The following is an 18388-nucleotide window of genomic DNA, read 5'->3' as shown; positions in this document are numbered from 1 at the left end:
ATTTCGTCGTCCCACCTCCGCACAGTTTAGTAGGGCTGTAAAAACTGATAAAATCAGCGTAGTAGAGCCCCACTCAGCCACTGCGTCTTGCTCGATAATACAAAAATAATTGAGAGGCTAGGAATTTTGTCCCAGCCTCTTTTGTACTGGATCAACAGAAAAACGGATGCTGTCTAAAAATCTTGCATTTTTTTGTAATTTAGGTTACAATGAAGACTATAAAAAATGCGTAATCCCTAGGGTCTTTCCCTCAGGGAATTTTGTGTGTTTTGACCTATTTTCGGTGGAAATAAGATTTGCTTCTACCGCAGGAAAAAGTATGAATAACATTGGAGGTAATAATGATTCGATCCTTAATTTCCGAGATCAAAGAATTTAAGAAGCCCTCGATTTTGGCTTCCTTGTTCATGGTCTTTGAAGTCATGTTTGAGATTTCGATTCCCTTTGTCATGGCGAGTCTTTTGGACCAGGGTGTTCAACAAAGAAACATGAACAATATTTTGTTTTACGGTGGGCTCATGCTGGTCTGTGCCTTTCTCTCCCTCTTTTGTGGGATGCAGTCTGCCCGTTATGGCGCCTATGCATCGGCTGGTTTTGCCAAAAACCTTCGTCGGGCTATTTTCAAAAAGGTTCAAACCTTCTCATTTGAGAATATTGATCAGTTCTCATCTGGTGGTCTGGTTACTCGGATGATGACGGATGTGACCAATGTGCAAAATGCTTATCAAATGGTGATCCGGATCTGTGTGCGGGCACCGCTCAATTTGATCTTTGCCATTGTGGCTTGTTTCTTGATCAATCCGGAAATGGCCATGATCTTTGTCTATGTGACCATCTTTTTGGCAGCGGTCTTAAGCATCATTATGAAGATTGTGTATCCGCTCTTTACAGAAGTATTTGAAGCTTATGACAATCTCAACAACAGCATTCAGGAAAACATCACCAATATGCGAGTGGTGAAGTCCTACGTTAAGGAAGCAGATGAAACCGTTAAATTCAAAAAAGCTTCACGCCGGATTTATAACATGTTTATGAAGGCTATTCGTATCGTTGTCTTGAGTAGCCCAGCTATGATGCTTTCCATGTATGCTTCTTTCCTTTTGATCTCTTGGATTGGGGCTCATCTGATCGTTGGTGGCCAACTCTCCACTGGGAATCTGACTTCTATGTTTAGCTACACCATGACCATTCTCATGTCGCTCATGATGTTTATGATGATCTTTGTCATGTTGTCGATTTCCATGGCCTCTGTCGAGCGGATCAATGAAGTCTTGACGACCAAAACGACGATTGACTCTCCAGAAAATGGGATCAAAGAAGTTGCTGATGGCTCCATCAACTTTGAGGATGTGACCTTTGCTTATACCGATGAAAATGGCGACAAGACCCATGTCTTACAAGGGATTAATCTTTCTATTCGTTCAGGGGAAGTGATTGGTATCTTGGGAGGAACAGGATCAGGAAAATCAAGCTTGGTGCAGTTGATTCCTCGTCTCTATGATGTCGAGTCTGGTCGGGTGACAGTAGCAGGCCACGATGTCAAAGAATACGATCTTGATTCCCTTCGTAAGCAAGTGGCCATGGTTCTTCAGACCAATGTTCTTTTCTCTGGTACGATTAAAGAAAATATGCGCTGGGGAAATAAAGAGGCGACGGATGAAGAGATCATCGCAGCTTGTAAGATTGCCCAAGCCGATGAATTTATTCAAGATTTCAAAGAGGGCTATGACACCATGATTGAGCGTGGGGGATCCAACGTCTCTGGTGGTCAACGCCAGCGTCTCTGTATCGCGCGTGCCCTTCTCATGAATCCGAAGATCTTGATCTTGGATGATTCGACGTCTGCGGTTGATACCAAGACGGATAGTTTGATCCGTCAAGGATTAGCAACCAGCTTGAAAGAGACCACCAAAATCATCATTGGTCAACGGATTTCCTCTATTCAAGATGCAGATCGTATTATCGTGATGAATGATGGCCAAATCGATGCGATCGGTCGTCACGAAGAATTGCTTGCGACCAATGCCATCTACCAAGAAGTATATGAAATGCAAACACAAGGGAAAGGAGAAGCAGATGAAAACTAAGAAAAAAGCAAATCTAGGCTCTATCCTTCGCCTGCTCGACTTCCTTTGGAAAAACTACAAGCTATCCTTGATTGTTTCCTTTATCTTAATCATTCTATCGTCACTTGCGACGGTCAATGTAACAGCTTCGATTCAGTCCTTGGTTGACGTCTATGTGGAGCCCATGCTGACAAGCAATAGCCATGATTTTGGACCGCTCTTGTCCTTCTTGACACGGGTTGGTTTGATCTGTTTGATCGGGGTCCTTGCCAACTATGGCTTTACCTTGATTATGGCAACTGTTTCACAAGACTCACTTAGAAGTCTTCGAAATCAGTTGTTTGCTCGCATGCAAAAACTGCCCGTTCGTTACTTTGATACCCACCAACACGGGGACATCATGTCTATCTATACCAATGATATTGATGCCCTTCGCCAAGCGATTGAACAATCCATTCCGCAACTCTTATCCTCAGCGATTACCATCCTTGGGGTAACGATTACTATGCTGACGGTTAGTCCACTCTTGTTCTTGATTGTTCTTTTCATGGTCATCGTCATGGTCTTTATCATCAAGGATGTTTCTGGCAAGTCAGGTCGTTACTTCGGGGCCCAACAAAAGAACTTGGGGATTGAGAACGGCTTTATTGAAGAAATGATGTCTGGTCAAAAAGTGGTTAAGGCCTTTGTGCATGAAAGAGAAAGCATTGAGGATTTTGATCGGATCAATGATCAACTCTTTGAATCCTCTTACCAAGCCAACCGCTATGCCAATGTCCTCATGCCGATTCTTGGGAACTTGGGAAATGTTTCCTTTGTTCTGACAGCCTTGATCGGGGGCCTCTTTGCGCTAAACGGCGTCGGTGGTTTAACCATTGGTGGTCTCATGGCCTTTCTGCAATTGAACCGTTCCTTCACAGGTCCCATTGCCCAAGTTTCTCAACAATTGAACTTTGTCCTCATGGCCTTGGCTGGTGGAGATCGTGTCTTTGATCTCTTGGACGAAGAAGAAGAAGTCGACCAAGGAAAAGTGACGCTGGTCAATTATGAACTAGTCGATGGAGAAATGGTCGAAACCGATCAGAAAACCAACAAATGGGCTTGGAAACACCCTCGTCCAAATGGAGATTACCAGCTTGTGAAGATGGTCGGAAATGTGGTCTTTGATGATGTTGATTTCTCTTATGATGGGAAGAAACAAATCCTTCATGGCATCAACTTGTACGCGGATAAGGGGCAAAAAGTGGCCTTTGTCGGAGCGACTGGTGCAGGAAAAACAACCATCACCAACTTGATCAACCGCTTCTATGATATTCAGTCTGGAATGATCACCTATGATGGGATCGATATTAAATTGATCGAGAAAGATTCTCTTCGTCGTTCCCTCGGAATCGTTCTTCAAGATACCCACTTATTCACTGGTACGATTGCGGAAAACATCGCTTATGGCCGTGCTGATGCAACACGGGAAGAAATCCTTGAAGCAGCTCGGATTGCCAATGTGGATTCCTTTGTCAAGCACTTGGATCAGGGCTATGAAACGGTCTTGACGGATGATGGGGCTGGCCTATCAAATGGTCAACGACAATTGATCGCCATTGCCCGTGCAGCCCTTGCCAATGCGCCTGTCTTGATTCTGGACGAAGCGACGTCTTCGATTGACTCGCGGACAGAGAAGATGGTGCAAGAAGGGATGGATCGCTTGATGGAAGGTCGGACGGTCTTTGTTATCGCCCACCGTCTATCGACGATTGTCAATTCCGATGTCATCATGGTGATGGACCACGGACGCATCATCGAGCGAGGCAACCATGCTTCCTTGATGGCAGAACGTGGAACCTATTACCGCTTGTACACCGGTGGACTTGAAATTGATTAAAGAAAAAAAGCTTGAGCATTGGCTCAGGCTTTTTTGGCTTATGGATAATGACTTCTTAGAAACTTTCCTTAGGTGAGTACGGACGTCAGCGAACTTCGAAGAAGTTCCATGACTAATTATTGAGCCCCTTCGCTCTTTAATTTCTGGGCTCAGGCTAAAACAGTTTCCCAAACTGTTTTACTCTCAAAATTCCTGAGTGCCTGAAACGTTATTGTTTCAGGCACTTTTCTCACAGCGGAAAGTCTCGAAAATAAATAGCCATTCATCAAAAAGCCTGACTTCACTTTCAGGCTTTTTGCTTATTTCTCAAGTAATTCTTGGATCAAGTCTTCCATGGCAGCTGGCTCTGTTTTGGAGGAGAAGCGTTGGACGACTTGGCCTTGTCGGTCGATGACAAATTTTGCGAAGTTCCATTCGATGCGTTTGCCCAGTGGCCCAGCTGCTTGGCTTTTGAGCCAGTCATAGAGAGGAAGGGCTTCTTTACCATTAACCTTGGCTTTAGCGAATCGTGGGAAGCTGGTCTGGTAGTTGAGGCTGCAGAAGCTATTGATTTCTTCTGCCGTTCCTGGTGCCTGCCCCATGAATTGGTTACAGGGAATGTCTAGGATTTCCAGCCCCTTTTCCTGGTAGCGTAGGTAGAGATCTTGCAGTCCTTGGTATTGCGGGGTTAGGCCACAACCTGTCGCCGTATTGACCACGATAAGAACCTTACCTTGGTAGTGGGAAAGGGGAATTTCCTCCCCATTCTGGTTTTCTAAAGAAAAATCATAAATGCTAGTCATAGGTGGTATCCTTTCTGTCTCTTCAGTTTTTATTGTAGCACAAATGTCCTAGAATTGGGCCAAAAGGAGCATGACTTCTTGCTTTAGTCCCTCCTGTGAAAATGATATAATAAGAAGATAACAAGCTCTCAAGAAAATGCCAAAAGGAGAACGGATCGGATGAAATTACTCTATACGGATGTTCGGACCCCCTTGACCCAGGTCCTGACACAAGAAGCCGTAGGGATAGTAGAACAGGGCAAGCGTGTGTTTTACATTGCGCCCAACTCTCTTTCCTTTGAAAAAGAAGCCAAGGTCTTGTCCTATTTAGAAGGTCAGGCTTCTTTTGCCATTACCGTCACGCGCTTTGCCCAAATGGCTCGTTATTTCATCCTGAATCAGGTCTTTGAGGAGCAACCCTTGGATGATATCGGTCTCGGCATGTTATTTTTTAAAGCTCTTTCCCAGATGAAGGAGCAGGATCTTAAAGTTTACGGGGCCCTGCGCAAGGATCCTCAGTTTATCCAGCAACTGGTCCAGCTCTATCATGAATTGCAGACAGCTCAGATGGATTTTACAGATTTAGAGTTGCTCGAGGAAGCTGAAAAAAGAGAGGACCTCTTGGCGATTTTTGAAGCGGTCTCTGAGATGCTGGTCAAGCACCGGTATGAATCCCAGTCCAAGATTGCCTTTTTCCTCAATCAGGTCGAAGAAGGGCAGCTGGAAGAGCAATTAAAGGATGTAGCGATCGTCGTCGATGGCTTCACGCGTTTTTCTGCGGAAGAAGAGGCCTTGATCAGTCTCCTTCACCGAAAAGGAGTGGAGATTGTCATCGGAGTCTATGCCAGTGAAAAAGCCTATCGGGCAAGCTTTAGAGAGGGAAATCTTTACCAAGCCAGTGTTGACTTTCTCCTCCAACTGGCAAAGACTTTTGAGGTACAGCCTCAGTATTGTGGGCAAGCGATCGAAGACTCCTTTAGTCGCATTACCCGCATGTTAGAAGCGCGCTACGATTTTTCACAAGTGGAAAATGAGCTGGAGGACCAAGATCGAACAGCTGTCCAACTCTGGCAAACCAACACGCAAAAAGAAGAGTTGGAATTTGTCGCCAAATCCATCCGTCAGCGTCTTCATGATGGGGCCCGCTATCGGGATATTCGGGTCTTGTTAGGCGATGTAGAAGCTTATCAACTACAGCTCAAGACCATTTTTGACCAGTATCAGATTCCCTTTTACTTGGGACGAAGTGAGGCCATGGTCCACCATCCCTTGATTCAGGTCATTGAATCATTAGGTCGGATCAAGCAGTTCAATTACCAGACGGAAGACGTCATCAATCTGTTGAAAACGGGTCTGTATAGTGATCTGACGCAAGAGGAAGTCGATGCTTTTGAGCAATACCTTCGCTTTGCGGAAGTAAAGGGTGCTAAAAAATTTCACAAGCCTTTTACTGGCAATCGTCAGGGCAAGTTTAATCTGGAAGAGCTCAATACTCTCCGGGAACGCGTCGTCGAACCTCTAGTTCCTTTCTTTTCACAGCGCAAACAAAAGGTGACTCATCTCTTAACCGCCTTTACAGAGTTTCTGCAAGAGGCCCAACTTTCTCAGAATCTCCAAGCTTTGATCAAGGATCTAGCCTTGGAGGAGCAGGAGCGCTATGACCAGGTCTGGAAGGCCTTTCTCCATGTCTTAGAGGAGTTGAACGTGGTCTTTGAGGACCAAGAGCTGACAGTTGATGACTTTCTAGCTCTCCTCTTATCGGGGATGCAATTGTCTCAATACCGGACAATTCCTGCTACGGTCGATGTGGTGACGGTTCAGTCCTATGACTTGATTGAACCCTTGACAGCGCCTTATGTCTATGCGATCGGGCTGACCCAGGAGCGTTTTCCAAAGATCGCTCAAAACACCTCTCTGCTCAGTGAAGAAGAGCGCCAGCAGTTGAATGAGGCTACCCAAGAAGGAGCAGAGCTCCAGGTGGTGACCAGTGAAAATCTCAAGAAAAATCGCTTTGTGGCAGTTTCGCTCCTCAATGCGGCGACCACCCAACTAGTTCTATCGGCTCCTAGCTTGGTCAATGAAATGGAAGATAGTGTCTCTCCTTACCTTGTCGAATTGGCCAAGGAGCCCATTGCCATCGAATGGACGACCAAACAAGCCCAAGCTTCGAGTGATGATATCGGGACCTATCGAGCCCTTTTAGCGCGCGTGATCGAACTCTATCAAGAAGAGATCACTAGTGAGCTGTCTCCTGAAGAAGCTAGCTTTTGGGGTGTGGCGGTACGGGTCTTGCGCAAAAAATTAGCCGCTGAAGGCATCCAGATTCCTCAGATTTCAACGGAATTAAAGAGCCGTCAGCTTCAGTCGGATACGCTTCAAGCACTCTATCCTAAAGGAAAAGCCTTGACATTATCCGCTTCTGCCTTGAATGAATACTACAAGCACCAGTATGCTTTTTATCTGCGCTATGTCTTGGGCTTACAAGAGGATGAAACCATCCGGCCAGACGCCCGCAGTCATGGGAATTTCCTGCACCGAATCTTTGAAAGAGTCTTAAAAGATAGCTCCGATCAAGCGTTTGATCAGCGTTTAAACGAAGCGATTCGAGAAACCAGCCAAGAAGCGGAGTTCCAGCAATTGTATGGAGAAAATGGAGAGACCGAGTTTGTTCGCAACTTGCTTCTTGATACCGCGAAAACAACGGGGCGTGTCCTCGCCCAGCAGAATGGCATCGAGACCATCGGTGAGGAGACCCTCTTTGGCGGAAGCGCCCATACCTCTTATCTATTGTCCGATGGCAGGCTCTTACAGCTACGAGGCAAGGTGGACCGCATTGATAAATTGAGGGATCGGGGAGCCCTCGGAGTCGTGGACTATAAGTCTAGTCTGACGCAATTTCACTATGATAAGTTCTTTAATGGACTGAATTCTCAATTGCCGACCTATCTCTCTGCCATTCAGGATTTGAAGGAATACCAAGAGGAGCAGGGGATTTTTGGAGCCATGTATTTGGAAATGGGAGATCCCATAGTGGATCTGAAAAAGACCAAGACAGTAGAGGATGCCATCAACCAAACCATGAAAAGTCAACAGTACAAGGGGCTCTTTATGGCAGAACAGGCACCTTATCTAGGCGAGGCTTATGATAAGAACAAGGCCATGATGCTGAGTAAGGAAGAACTGGACTTGCTCCTCTTGTACAACGCTTATCTCTATAAAACAGCAGCAGAAGGGATTCTCAAGGGACAATTTGCCATCAATCCCTATAGTGAAAATGGGCGCAATATCGCACCATTCGTGGAGCAGTTTAAATCCATTACGGGATTTGAAGCGGATCGTCACCTGGGTCAGGCACGGTTCTTGACCAAACTAGACCAAAAAGGAATACGCGGTGAAAAGGTGAAAGCCGCTTGGATCGAGAAGATGAAGGAGGTCTTGAACAAATGATCAAACAAGCATTTTTGACAAGAGAAGAAATCAAGGCCCTTCAGGCCCAAGAGGCAGCTTCTACCAAAGAGCAAAAGCGGACGCCAGAACAGATTGATGCCATCTATAGTTCGGGGACCAATATATTGGTGTCGGCCTCTGCTGGTTCAGGGAAGACCTTTGTCATGGTGCAGCGGATACTGGATCAGATCCAGCGAGGCATTTCTATTAAGGAGCTCTTTATCTCGACCTTTACAGTCAAGGCAGCAGGGGAGCTCAAGGAGCGTTTGGAAAGTGAACTTGGAAAAGCCCTGCAAGCGAGCGATGACCCAGAGCTCAAGCAACACCTGGCCCGTCAAATCGCAGATGTCGCCACCAGCGATATCGGAACCATGGACTCCTTTACCCAAAAGGTCCTAACGCGCTATGGCTATTTGCTTGGGTTGGCGCCTCAGTTTCGCATTTTACAAAACGCTAGTGAGCAACGCCTCTTACAAAATGAAGTCTTTCAAGCTGTTTTTGACCGCTATTACCAGGGGGAAAACCAAGAAGCCTTTGTGCAGATGGTCAAGAATTTCACGGGGCAGCGCAAAAATTTGACCTTGTTTAAAGAACAGGTCTACCAGATCTATGACTTTCTTCAGTCGACCAGCGATCCGGAGAAATGGCTGGAGGAGCATTTCCTAAAAGGCTATGAGGAGACCGATTTTGACCAGGTTGAAAGTGATCTGATGGAGAGCATCCAGCAGGCCCTTTATGAGGCAGAAAGCTTTTTTGCCTTTCATTTGTCCAATGAAGGCCAAGCATTTGGCAAGGCCAAATATTTGGAAGCTGTAGAAGAGGTGCTCGATCAGATTGGAAGCCTGACGGGGCGCACCAATAAAGAGCAAGTGACCTCTGTCCTAAAGGCGGTCGTGGCGATTAGTCGGGCTTCAAATGGGGGAGCCTTGACCAATAGAGCCCGAAAAGAAGAGTTGAAAGACTTAGTCACGGCTTATAACCAGGATAAGAACATTCATATCAATCGCCTTAGAGACTTGGAAAATCAGCTCTATCAGCTGGAATTTCAACAAACCTTCCACCAAGAAGAAGGCCCCATGCTCTCCTTGCTGCGGGACTTTATCAGAGACTTTGCTCGCGCTTATCTGGAGCGAAAAATCCAAGAAAAAGCTTATGAATTTGGGGATATCAGTCATTTTGCGATTCAAATTTTAGAGCAATTCCCAGAGGTGAGACAAGCCTTTCAAGAGCGTTATCATGAGGTCATGGTCGATGAGTACCAGGATACCAACCACACCCAAGAGCGGATGTTGGACTTGTTGTCAAATGGCTACAATCGCTTCATGGTGGGGGATATCAAGCAATCGATTTACCGCTTCCGTCAGGCAGATCCACAGATTTTCAATGATAAATTTAAGGCTTATCAAGAAGAAGGGGCGAAAGGGCGGTTGATCCTCCTCAAGGAAAATTTCCGGAGTCATGTGGAAGTATTGGACGCGACCAATGATGTCTTTCGCCATTTGATGGACGAAGAGGTGGGCGAGATTGACTACAATCAAACCCACTATCTGGTCGCAGGAAGCGACAAGCAGCGGATGGCCTTGCCACAACATCGGGCAGAATTTTTGCTTTATGATGGCTCCCAAGACCAGGAAGAAAAGACCGAAGACGAGGAAGCTCCTCTTGGAGTAGAGACGATTTCCAAGGGAGAAATTCTCCTGGTCATCAAAGAAATTTTACGTCTCCATCGGGTAGAAAAAGTGCCCTTTAAAGAGATCACGCTCTTGACTGCGACTCGAACGCGAAATGATGCGATTCTGGAAGCTTTTGACCAGTACCAGATTCCGATTGTGGCAGATAGCGGACAGGCGCATTATCTTGAGTCACTGGAAGTGATGGTCATGTTGGATACCTTGCGGACCATTAACAATCCCTTGCATGATTATCCCTTGGTTGCTCTCATGAAATCACCCATGTTTGACTTTGATGAAGATGAATTGGCACGGATTTCCTTGCAGACCCTTCCAGAGCAAAAGCAAGTGGCCTTCTACCACAAGGTCCAGTTAGCCCTTGAAAAGACTGCAGAGCATGCAAATCTGATTGATGCCAAGCTCTCAGCTAAAATCGAGAACTTCCTCAAGGTTTTATCTACTTGGAGAGCTGCTGCCAAGACCCATTCGCTCTATGATTTGCTGTGGAAAATCTATGAGGATCGCTATTACTATGACTATGTCGGCGCCCTTCCAAATGGGGCCCAGCGCCAGGCCAATCTCTATGCCTTGACGCTTCGGGCCAATGATTATGAAAAAGCCAGCTTTAAGGGCTTGTCGCGCTTCAATGCCATGATCGACAAGGTGATCGAAAATGAACACGATTTGGCCAGCGTCCCTCTTGCAGCACCAAAAGATGCCGTCCAGCTCATGACCGTCCATAAGAGCAAGGGGCTGGAATTCAAGTATGTCTTTATTCTCAATATGGACAAGGTCTTCAACCGTAAGGATCAATCGGGGCCTATTATCCTCAGTCGTCAAAAGGGGATTGGCTTTAAATATGTTGCGAACCTGCCGGTTGAGACAGAGAATCCAGTTGCTCCAGAGACTATTCGTCTGCAGATCGAAACGCCTTGCTACCAACGAAATGTGGAAGAAACAAAATTGGCCACGATTTCGGAGCAGATGCGTCTTCTTTATGTCGCTATGACACGGGCTGAGCTCAAGCTCTATCTGGTCGGAAAAGGCCGAGAGGACAAACTGCGTGATACCGATTGGGGGACTAGTCGCAATGGCAAATTGGATCCGGAAAAACGAAAAGAATGGACCTCTTATCAGGACTGGCTCTTTGCTATTCAAGATGTGTTTACCAAGAATACCCTGGCCTATGACACACGTTTTGTGACAGATGAAGACCTGGCACCAGACCAGCTGGAGCAACTAGAGGAGGAGAAGGATTCCAGCCTTGATCAGCTCAAGGATGTCCGTCAGTCAGAGGATATTCGTCGGGCCTTGGATATCTTGGAAAATGTTGATCGTCTCAATCAGCTCTATGCTCCGGCCATTCATTTGCCAAGTGTCCGTACACCAAGTCAGATCAAGAAATTCTACGAGCCAGTCATGGATGCCAATGGCGTCCAGATCATGGATGCAAAACTTGTTTCGCCTGACTTTGAGCTTCCAACTTTTGGGCAAGAAAAAGCCGTGACAGGAGCCCAGGTCGGTAGTGCTGTCCATGAACTCATGCAGCGCATGCCTCTTGAAGATAAGATCACCCTAGACACACTTCGTCAGGCTTTGGAGCAAGTTCAAGCGGAGCCAGCGGTCAAAGCCCGTATCAAGCTAGAGGCCATCCTTGCTTTCTATGAGACGCCTTTGGGGACCTTGCTTCAAAAAGAAGCTTCTCGAGTCCGGCGCGAAGCTCCCTTTGCCATGCTGAAGAAAGATCCAGCCAGTGGAGAGGACTTTGTCGTGAGGGGGATCTTGGATGGTTACGTGGTGCTAGAAGACCGGATCCTGCTCTTTGATTATAAGACGGATCACTACAAGGTCCCCAGTCAATTGGTCGAACGCTACCGGGATCAGCTCGATCTCTATGCAGAAGCTCTTCGCCGTTCCTATGGCCAAGAGCACGTTGAAAAATATCTGGTGCTTCTAGGTGGCCCCCATCTAGAAGTGGTGAAAGTGGAGTAAATCATGGCAATTGCACAGAAAAACATCGAACGGATCCAACGAATGGAAGGCTATTTGAATGACTATGCCAAGACTTTGGAAGAAACAAAAAAAGCAGTGGATCAGCTAAGAGAGCATCAAGAAAGCTATATCCAACTGCGCGATTATTATAGTAGTCAGGCTTATTTTGATGACTTGGACTTGTCCAATCAGGCTGACTTTCCAGAAGATCTTCCTTGTGGTGTCTTGTCCGAAGATGCCGTCTATGATTTGTTAGACGAGCATTTTCAGATGGGAGTGGAGCTCTTGGAGATCGCAACGAAAATGATCAAAGAACGGTGAAATTTCAATCTAAAAGCTCCGGTTTCCCGGGGCTTTTAGATTGAAGACAAACGTCATCATAGAAACTTTACTTAGGTAAGTACGGACGTCAGCGAACTTCGAAGAAGTTCCATGACTTAGTTTTGAACCTAAAGTTTCAAAACTCCCGAGTGCTAGAAACAAAAGTGTTTCTAGCACTTTTCTCACGGCGGAAAGTTTCAGTATATGTTTGAATAAACATAATATATATCATTCTAATTCTTTTAGCATTACTTGTGTTAGCATATCGTGACAAACCCTACCAGTAAAAGAAAATTTTCCAAAATGGACTTTTTCTTCAGCAAAAAAAGCTCCGGTTGCCCGGAGCTTTTTGAATGATTAGTGTGAGACACGGCGACGTGCTGCTTTTTTGCGGTTTTCTTCGATGAAAGCTGCTTTTTGTTCTTCTGGTTCGATTACTTTTTTCTTGAATGTGTAAACTGCACCTGCGACAGCAGCAACTGTACCAGCAACACCAGTAACAAAACCTTTACCAAATCCTTTAGCCATGAGAATTTCTCCTTTTCTGAACTTTAAATATTTATGTTATAATATATGGTAACGAAAAAACGTGAATTTTGCAAGGAAAAACGATGAAAACCAAGATAATTGTGATTGTGGGACCGACTGCTGTTGGAAAAACTGCTCTTGCGATCGATTTAGCGCAAGCCCTCAATGGTGAAATTATCAGTGGCGATAGTCAACAAGTCTATCGCAAGCTAGATATTGGAACAGCCAAGGCGACACCAGAAGAGCAAGCAGCAGCTCCCCATCATTTGATCGATGTGCGGGAGGTGACCGAGTCTTACTCGGCTTTTGATTTTGTAAGAGAAGCTAAGACAGCGATTGAGGATATCACAGCTCGAGGCAAGCTTCCTATCATTGCAGGTGGGACGGGTCTTTACATCCAAAGTCTGCTCGAAGGTTATCATCTAGGTGGTGAAGTTCCTCATGAAGAGATTTTGGCCTATCGTGGTCAATTGGACGTGCTGTCGGACGAAGACTTGTACCAAAGGGTAGCGGAGCAAGGACTTGTGATTCCTCAGCTCAATCGCCGTCGGGCCATGCGGGCTCTTGAAATTGCGCATTTTGGGCAGGACCTCACAAACGAAGAAACCGATTATGAACCCTATCTCATCTGTCTAGATGATGACCGGTCCTTGATCTATGATCGCATCAATCGCCGAGTAGATCGCATGCTAGAGGAGGGCTTGCTGGATGAAGCTCGGTGGCTCTATGATGACCATCCGGAGGCTCAGGCAGCTAAAGGGATTGGTTACAAGGAACTCTTTCCTTACTTTAAGGGAGAGCAGAACCTTGAGGAAGCCAGTGAGATCCTCAAGCGCAATACGCGGCGCTTTGCCAAACGGCAGCTGACCTGGTTTCGAAATCGAATGGAAGTAAAATTTTACGCCATTTCTGCCCCGCACTTCAAGGAGCAGGTTCTTGCAGATGTAAAGGAGTTTTTAGAGCATGATTGAAACAGAAAAGAAACAAGAACGCATCCTTTTGGTTGGTGTGGAACTTCAAGGCATGGACAATTTTGATATGTCGATGGAGGAGTTGGCCAGTCTAGCTAAAACAGCCGGTGGAGATGTCCGGGGCTCTTATACACAAAAGCGGGAGAAGTACGACACCAAGACCTTTGTCGGCTCAGGAAAATTAGAAGAAATTGCTCAGATGGTCGAAGCAGATGAGATTACGACAGTGGTGGTCAATAATCGCCTGACCCCTCGGCAAAATGTCAATTTAGAAGAAATCCTTGGGGTTAAGGTCATTGACCGGATGCAGCTGATTCTAGATATCTTTGCCATGCGGGCTAGGAGTCATGAAGGGAAGTTGCAGGTGCACTTGGCCCAGCTCAAATACCTCTTGCCACGTCTTGTCGGTCAAGGGATCATGCTCAGCCGTCAGGCTGGGGGAATTGGTTCTCGTGGTCCAGGGGAAAGTCAGCTGGAGTTGAATCGTCGGAGCGTTCGCAATCAAATCACCGATATCGAGCGCCAGCTCAAGGCTGTTGAAAAGAACCGGGAAACCCTTCGTGAAAAACGCTTGGAATCACCTGTCTTCAAGATTGGCTTGATTGGCTACACCAATGCAGGGAAGTCAACCATTATGAATGCCTTGACCAGTAAGACCCAGTACGAAGCAGATGAACTCTTTGCGACCTTGGATGCGACAACCAAGAGCATTCATCTAACAGGGAATTTGCAAGTAACTCTGACAGATACGGTTGGCTTTATTCAGGACTTGCCAACAGAGTTGGTATCGAGCTTTAAGTCGACTTTGGAGGAAAGTAAGAATGTGGATCTTTTGGTCCATGTCATCGATGCTTCTGATCCTAATCATGAAGAGCATGAAAAGACCGTGCTCTCTATCATGAAAGATTTAGATATGCTGGAGATTCCTCGCTTGACCCTCTACAACAAAGCGGATAAAGTAGCGGACTTTACCCCAACCCAGACACCTTTTAGCCTGATTTCAGCTCGCTCTGAGACAGCTCGAGAGGATCTGCAGGCTTTGTTCCTAGAAAAACTGAGAGAACTCTTTGTTCCTTTTACTATTCGCGTTCCCTTTTCAAAATCTTATCGGACACATGACCTAGAGACGGTCGCGATCATTGACCAGCGCGAATTTGAAGAAGATGTCGAGGTCATTCAAGGCTATATCGCAGAGAAAAATAAGTGGAAGTTGGAAGAATTTTATGACGGATTACGTTGATTTAGCAATAAAATATGGGGGCTATACCAGTCTCGATCGGGTCTATCTGAAAAACCTATTAAGCACGATCCCTGAGGACTTGCGTCTCCGTGTGATTACACCTCCGCCAAGTGTGATCAATGCTTATTTCGCAGAGCTCTACCAAAAGAAGAGTCCCAAGGAGGCCATGGATTATTTCTTGGACTTGAGCCGAGCATTTGACTTATTCACAGCTCAGCAAAGTTTTGATGAACAAAAACCTTTTATCCGCCTCAACTTATCAGGTCAGTCTTATGGCTTGGCCTATGTAAATGGAGAGATCGCCTGTGTCTTTGCTGAATATCCAGCGGCGGAAATCACCCCTTCGATTTTATTCGAAATCGCAGAGATCTTTCCGCATTGTTTGGTCTTTGAAAAAGATGGCAAGATCTGTCTGCAAGAGGCCGGCCCAGAAGTGGTCACCAAAACGGAGGCCCTCACAGCTCTGACTGACTTGATAACCTTGGAAGATGGACGCTTGAAACTGTCAGGTTATAACCAGGAGGAGCTGCTTGAGCAGGCTCAAGCCTATCCTTTCAACCTTTCGTTCCGTTCAGAGAACCGGACGGCCATGATTTATATAGATAGAAAGTAGACAATGGACATTCAATTTTTAGGAACGGGAGCTGGGCAACCCTCAAAAGCCCGGAATGTATCGAGCTTAGCGCTCAAATTACTAGATGAGATCAATGAAGTCTGGCTCTTTGATTGTGGCGAGGCGACACAGAATCAAATTTTAGAAACGACCATTCGTCCGCGAAAGGTTAGCAAAATCTTTATTACTCACCTACACGGTGACCATATTTTTGGTTTGCCAGGTTTCCTCTCTAGCCGGGCTTTTCAGGCTAATGAAGAGCAGACGGATCTGGATATTTATGGTCCAGCTGGCATCAAATCTTTTGTCATGACCAGTCTTCGCGTATCGGGTTCTCGCCTGCCTTACCGCATCCATTTTCATGAATTCGATGAAAACTCTCTAGGAAAAATTTTAGAAACCGATAAATTTACGGTTTATGCGGAAGCTTTGGACCACACCATTTTCTGTGTAGGTTACCGGATTATGCAGAAGGACCTCGAAGGAACACTGGATGCTGAGAAGTTGAAGGCGGCAGGAGTTCCTTTTGGACCGCTCTTTGGGAAAGTCAAAAATGGGCAAGATGTCACACTGGAAGATGGCACTAAGATCATTGCAGCTGACTATATTTCAGCCCCTCGACCTGGTAAGATTATCACGATCCTAGGAGACACCAGGAAGACTGATGCCAGCGTTCGCCTTGGAGTCAATGCGGATGTCTTGGTCCATGAGTCCACCTATGGCAAGGGAGATGAGAAGATTGCTAAGAAACACGGCCACTCGACCAATATGCAGGCGGCAGAAGTAGCGCGTGAAGCTGGCGCCAAACGCCTTCTTTTGAACCACATCAGTGCTCGCTTCTTATCAAAAGACATCAGTCAATTGCGCAGGGATGCGTCCAGCATTTTTGAAAATGTCTATGTCGTCAAAGATTTGGAAGAAGTGGAGATCTAAGATGCGAACCATTCTCATCACAGGAGCAAGTGGAGGCTTGGCACAGGAAATGGTCAAGCTCCTCCCTGAAGACCGGCTGATTCTCTTAGGCAGAAATCAAGAAAAACTGGAAAAACTCTATGCCAATCATCCTCAAACCGAGTGCATCGGGATCAATATCACAGATCCATCAGCTGTTCAACAGCTAGTCGAAGAGCTGACTCAGCGCTACGGACAGATCGATATCTTGGTCAACAATGCTGGCTATGGGATTTTTGAGGCCTTTGATAACATTTCTGACCAGCAGGTGCGGGAAATGTTTGAGGTCAATACATTTGCCCTCATGCAGCTTTCACGCTTGATTGGTGCGCACATGAAGGCGGCAGGCAAGGGGCACATTGTCAACATCGTCAGCATGGCTGGCTTAGTTGCAACAGCCAAATCCAGCCTTTATTCGGCCACCAAGTTTGCAGCCATCGGCTTCTCCAATGCCCTACGCTTGGAACTCATGCCCTTTGGTGTCCATGTGACGACAGTCAATCCAGGACCAATTCGGACTAGTTTCTTTGACCAGGCAGATCCTGACGGAAGCTATGTCAAGGCTGTGGACCGTTATATTTTGGAACCAGACTTTGTGGCTAAGAAGATCGTGAATAACTTTGGAAAACCAAAACGCGAGCTTAATTTGCCTTGGCTCTTGAACCTGACCCACAAGCTTTATACCCTTTTCCCACGCATCTCGGACAAACTCGCCAGCAAGATGTTCAACTACAAATAGGAGGAGCCAGATGGCCGCCAATATTCAAGCTTATTTAGAAAATCTCCAGCAACCCTGGGGACAGATCTATTATGATATCCTTTTTGAACAATTACAGGATGTCAAAGGTAAGCACGTGCTTGATTTCGGCAGTGGTTTTGGCCTTGTAGCCAATCACCTAGCGAAAGAAAATCAAGTCCTTGCTGTGGAGCCCAATCAAGAAATGGTGGACTTGCGGGCCCAGGACTATCCCTACCAGCAGATCGTCGGAAGTTTGGACCAGTTGGCAAGCTTTGAAGATGCCAGTTTTGAGGTCATCCTCTGTCACAATGTCCTGGAGTATGTAGAGGATCGCAAGCTGGTTCTCAAGGAATTCACCCGCCTCTTGAAATCAGGTGGCCTACTCTCTATCGTCAAGCACAATGAGGTTGGCCGCGTCCTGCAGACCGTTGTTTTTGAAAATAATCCTCAGAAGGCCCTCGATTTACTAGCAGGCCAAGATTTGGAAACCCACTCCATGGGCTTGGCTCAGGCCTATGACCTAGATAGAGCAGTCGAAGACCTAGCCCTTGAAGTTCAGGACTACCAAGGAATTCGTGTCTTTTATGGCTTGCAGGACAATCGCTTTAAAGGACAAGAAGGCTGGCGAGAGTCTATGCTCAAGATGGAGCTGGCCGTTTGCCAAGAGTCCCCATACAGAGATATCGCCTTCTTCCAGCACCATAGCTTAAAAAGGAGTTAAGATGTTACATTATAAAAAAGAAATTCCAGCGATGACAGACCTACTCGCACTCTACAGCTCGGTCGGCTGGACCAATTATACTAACAATCCAACCATGTTGGAAGAAGCTGTCAAAGCCAGTCTCTGGAACTTGGCGGTCTATGATGAAGAAGCGTTAGTCGCCTACATTCGCTTGGTAGGAGATGGGCACTCTGTCCTGTTGGTGCAAGACCTCCTGGTGCGACCAGATCACCAGCGCCAAGGCATCGGAAGGAAACTCTTAGAAGAGGCTTTAGCGACCTTTCCTAATGTCTATCAACGGCTCCTTGCCACTGAACGTAGCGAGAAAAATCTAGCCTTTTACCAGTCTCTCGGCTTTGTCGAACTTTCAGAGCAAGCCTGTACAGGGATGATTTATATGAAATAGAGAGTGGGACAGAAATCGGTAATTCGTTAGAATTCGATTTCGTCGTCCCACCTCCGCACAGTTGAGTAAGGCTGTAAAAGCTG

The 18388-nt window shown here is 46.3% G+C and carries 14 protein-coding genes; 12 read left to right on the top strand and 2 right to left on the bottom strand.

Annotated features, from left to right (window positions below; all coding sequences use genetic code 11):
- Positions 1-341 precede the first annotated feature (341 nt).
- Positions 342-2087 carry an ABC transporter ATP-binding protein gene (locus tag K1I56_RS01915; protein ID WP_223324964.1) on the top strand — a complete coding sequence of 582 codons (1746 nt, stop codon included), beginning with the start codon at positions 342-344 and terminating at the stop codon, positions 2085-2087.
- The gene (locus K1I56_RS01910) at positions 2077-3945 is read left to right on the top strand and encodes an ABC transporter ATP-binding protein (protein WP_024054982.1); all 1869 of its coding nucleotides are present in this window, start codon (positions 2077-2079) and stop codon (positions 3943-3945) included. Before K1I56_RS01915 ends, K1I56_RS01910 begins: the two co-directional genes overlap by 11 nt.
- A gap of 299 nt (positions 3946-4244) precedes the next feature.
- Here K1I56_RS01910 and K1I56_RS01905 read toward each other — a convergent pair whose 3' ends face one another.
- A complete protein-coding gene (locus tag K1I56_RS01905) occupies positions 4245-4727 on the bottom strand; it encodes a glutathione peroxidase (protein WP_070661978.1) in 483 nt (160 codons plus the stop codon).
- A 159-nt stretch (positions 4728-4886) separates the two neighbouring features.
- On the opposite strand from K1I56_RS01905, the gene rexB reads away from it, so the two are divergent.
- The 3 genes from rexB to K1I56_RS01890 are packed head-to-tail and all read left to right on the top strand — an operon-like array spanning position 4887 to position 12136.
- On the top strand, positions 4887-8153 hold the full coding sequence (rexB, locus tag K1I56_RS01900) for an ATP-dependent nuclease subunit B (protein WP_223324955.1): 3267 nt from the start codon (positions 4887-4889) through the stop codon (positions 8151-8153).
- Entirely contained in the window at positions 8150-11815 is a 3666-nt protein-coding gene (gene addA / locus K1I56_RS01895) for a helicase-exonuclease AddAB subunit AddA (protein ID WP_223325167.1), read from the top strand. Before rexB ends, addA begins: the two co-directional genes overlap by 4 nt.
- 3 nt (positions 11816-11818) lie before the next feature.
- Positions 11819-12136, top strand: a complete 318-nt coding sequence (locus K1I56_RS01890) for a DUF4298 domain-containing protein (protein WP_223324954.1) — start codon at positions 11819-11821, stop codon at positions 12134-12136.
- A 357-nt stretch (positions 12137-12493) separates the two neighbouring features.
- On the opposite strand, the gene K1I56_RS01885 is transcribed toward K1I56_RS01890, so the two are convergent.
- Positions 12494-12664, bottom strand: a complete 171-nt coding sequence (locus tag K1I56_RS01885) for a DUF3042 family protein (protein ID WP_003002781.1) — start codon at positions 12662-12664, stop codon at positions 12494-12496.
- A gap of 83 nt (positions 12665-12747) precedes the next feature.
- Here K1I56_RS01885 and miaA point away from each other — a divergent pair, with 83 nt between their 5' ends.
- Genes miaA through K1I56_RS01850 form a run of 7 tightly spaced genes read left to right on the top strand, consistent with a single transcriptional unit; the run spans position 12748 to position 18305 of the window.
- Positions 12748-13635 carry a tRNA (adenosine(37)-N6)-dimethylallyltransferase MiaA gene (gene miaA, locus K1I56_RS01880; protein ID WP_223324951.1) on the top strand — a complete coding sequence of 296 codons (888 nt, stop codon included), beginning with the start codon at positions 12748-12750 and terminating at the stop codon, positions 13633-13635.
- Positions 13628-14875: a GTPase HflX gene (gene hflX / locus K1I56_RS01875; RefSeq protein ID WP_223324943.1), complete on the top strand. Its 1248-nt coding sequence runs from the start codon at positions 13628-13630 to the stop codon at positions 14873-14875. Before miaA ends, hflX begins: the two co-directional genes overlap by 8 nt.
- Positions 14859-15488: a cystathionine beta-lyase gene (locus K1I56_RS01870; protein WP_223324928.1), complete on the top strand. Its 630-nt coding sequence runs from the start codon at positions 14859-14861 to the stop codon at positions 15486-15488. The genes hflX and K1I56_RS01870 overlap by 17 nt, the downstream gene beginning before the upstream one ends.
- Before the next feature lie 3 nt (positions 15489-15491).
- The gene (gene rnz / locus K1I56_RS01865) at positions 15492-16421 is read left to right on the top strand and encodes a ribonuclease Z (protein ID WP_223324926.1); all 930 of its coding nucleotides are present in this window, start codon (positions 15492-15494) and stop codon (positions 16419-16421) included.
- 1 nt (position 16422) lies between these two features.
- Entirely contained in the window at positions 16423-17178 is a 756-nt protein-coding gene (locus tag K1I56_RS01860) for an SDR family NAD(P)-dependent oxidoreductase (protein WP_223324917.1), read from the top strand.
- Positions 17179-17188: 10 nt separating this feature from the next.
- Positions 17189-17899 (top strand): class I SAM-dependent methyltransferase, encoded by a 711-nt coding sequence (locus K1I56_RS01855; protein WP_223324915.1) that lies wholly within the window; start codon positions 17189-17191, stop codon positions 17897-17899.
- Position 17900: 1 nt separating this feature from the next.
- A complete protein-coding gene (locus K1I56_RS01850; protein ID WP_223324909.1) occupies positions 17901-18305 on the top strand; it encodes a GNAT family N-acetyltransferase in 405 nt (134 codons plus the stop codon).
- Positions 18306-18388: the final 83 nt, after the last annotated feature.

Source organism: Streptococcus parasanguinis (assembly GCF_019929185.1).
GTDB lineage: Bacteria > Bacillota > Bacilli > Lactobacillales > Streptococcaceae > Streptococcus > Streptococcus parasanguinis_O.
The sequence above is the reverse complement of the archived record's forward strand: the minus strand, read 5'-3'. Positions and strand labels throughout refer to the sequence as shown.

Bases quoted from the DNA above. Each gene is read 5' to 3' on its own strand.
- K1I56_RS01915 (WP_223324964.1), top strand. From the start codon at position 342: ATGATTCGATCCTTAATTTCCGAGATCAAAGAATTTAAGAAGCCCTCG.
- K1I56_RS01910 (WP_024054982.1), top strand. From the start codon at position 2,077: ATGAAAACTAAGAAAAAAGCAAATCTAGGCTCTATCCTTCGCCTGCTC.
- K1I56_RS01905 (WP_070661978.1), bottom strand. From the start codon at position 4,727: ATGACTAGCATTTATGATTTTTCTTTAGAAAACCAGAATGGGGAGGAA.
- rexB (WP_223324955.1), top strand. From the start codon at position 4,887: ATGAAATTACTCTATACGGATGTTCGGACCCCCTTGACCCAGGTCCTG.
- addA (WP_223325167.1), top strand. From the start codon at position 8,150: ATGATCAAACAAGCATTTTTGACAAGAGAAGAAATCAAGGCCCTTCAG.
- K1I56_RS01890 (WP_223324954.1), top strand. From the start codon at position 11,819: ATGGCAATTGCACAGAAAAACATCGAACGGATCCAACGAATGGAAGGC.
- K1I56_RS01885 (WP_003002781.1), bottom strand. From the start codon at position 12,664: ATGGCTAAAGGATTTGGTAAAGGTTTTGTTACTGGTGTTGCTGGTACA.
- miaA (WP_223324951.1), top strand. From the start codon at position 12,748: ATGAAAACCAAGATAATTGTGATTGTGGGACCGACTGCTGTTGGAAAA.
- hflX (WP_223324943.1), top strand. From the start codon at position 13,628: ATGATTGAAACAGAAAAGAAACAAGAACGCATCCTTTTGGTTGGTGTG.
- K1I56_RS01870 (WP_223324928.1), top strand. From the start codon at position 14,859: ATGACGGATTACGTTGATTTAGCAATAAAATATGGGGGCTATACCAGT.
- rnz (WP_223324926.1), top strand. From the start codon at position 15,492: ATGGACATTCAATTTTTAGGAACGGGAGCTGGGCAACCCTCAAAAGCC.
- K1I56_RS01860 (WP_223324917.1), top strand. From the start codon at position 16,423: ATGCGAACCATTCTCATCACAGGAGCAAGTGGAGGCTTGGCACAGGAA.
- K1I56_RS01855 (WP_223324915.1), top strand. From the start codon at position 17,189: ATGGCCGCCAATATTCAAGCTTATTTAGAAAATCTCCAGCAACCCTGG.
- K1I56_RS01850 (WP_223324909.1), top strand. From the start codon at position 17,901: ATGTTACATTATAAAAAAGAAATTCCAGCGATGACAGACCTACTCGCA.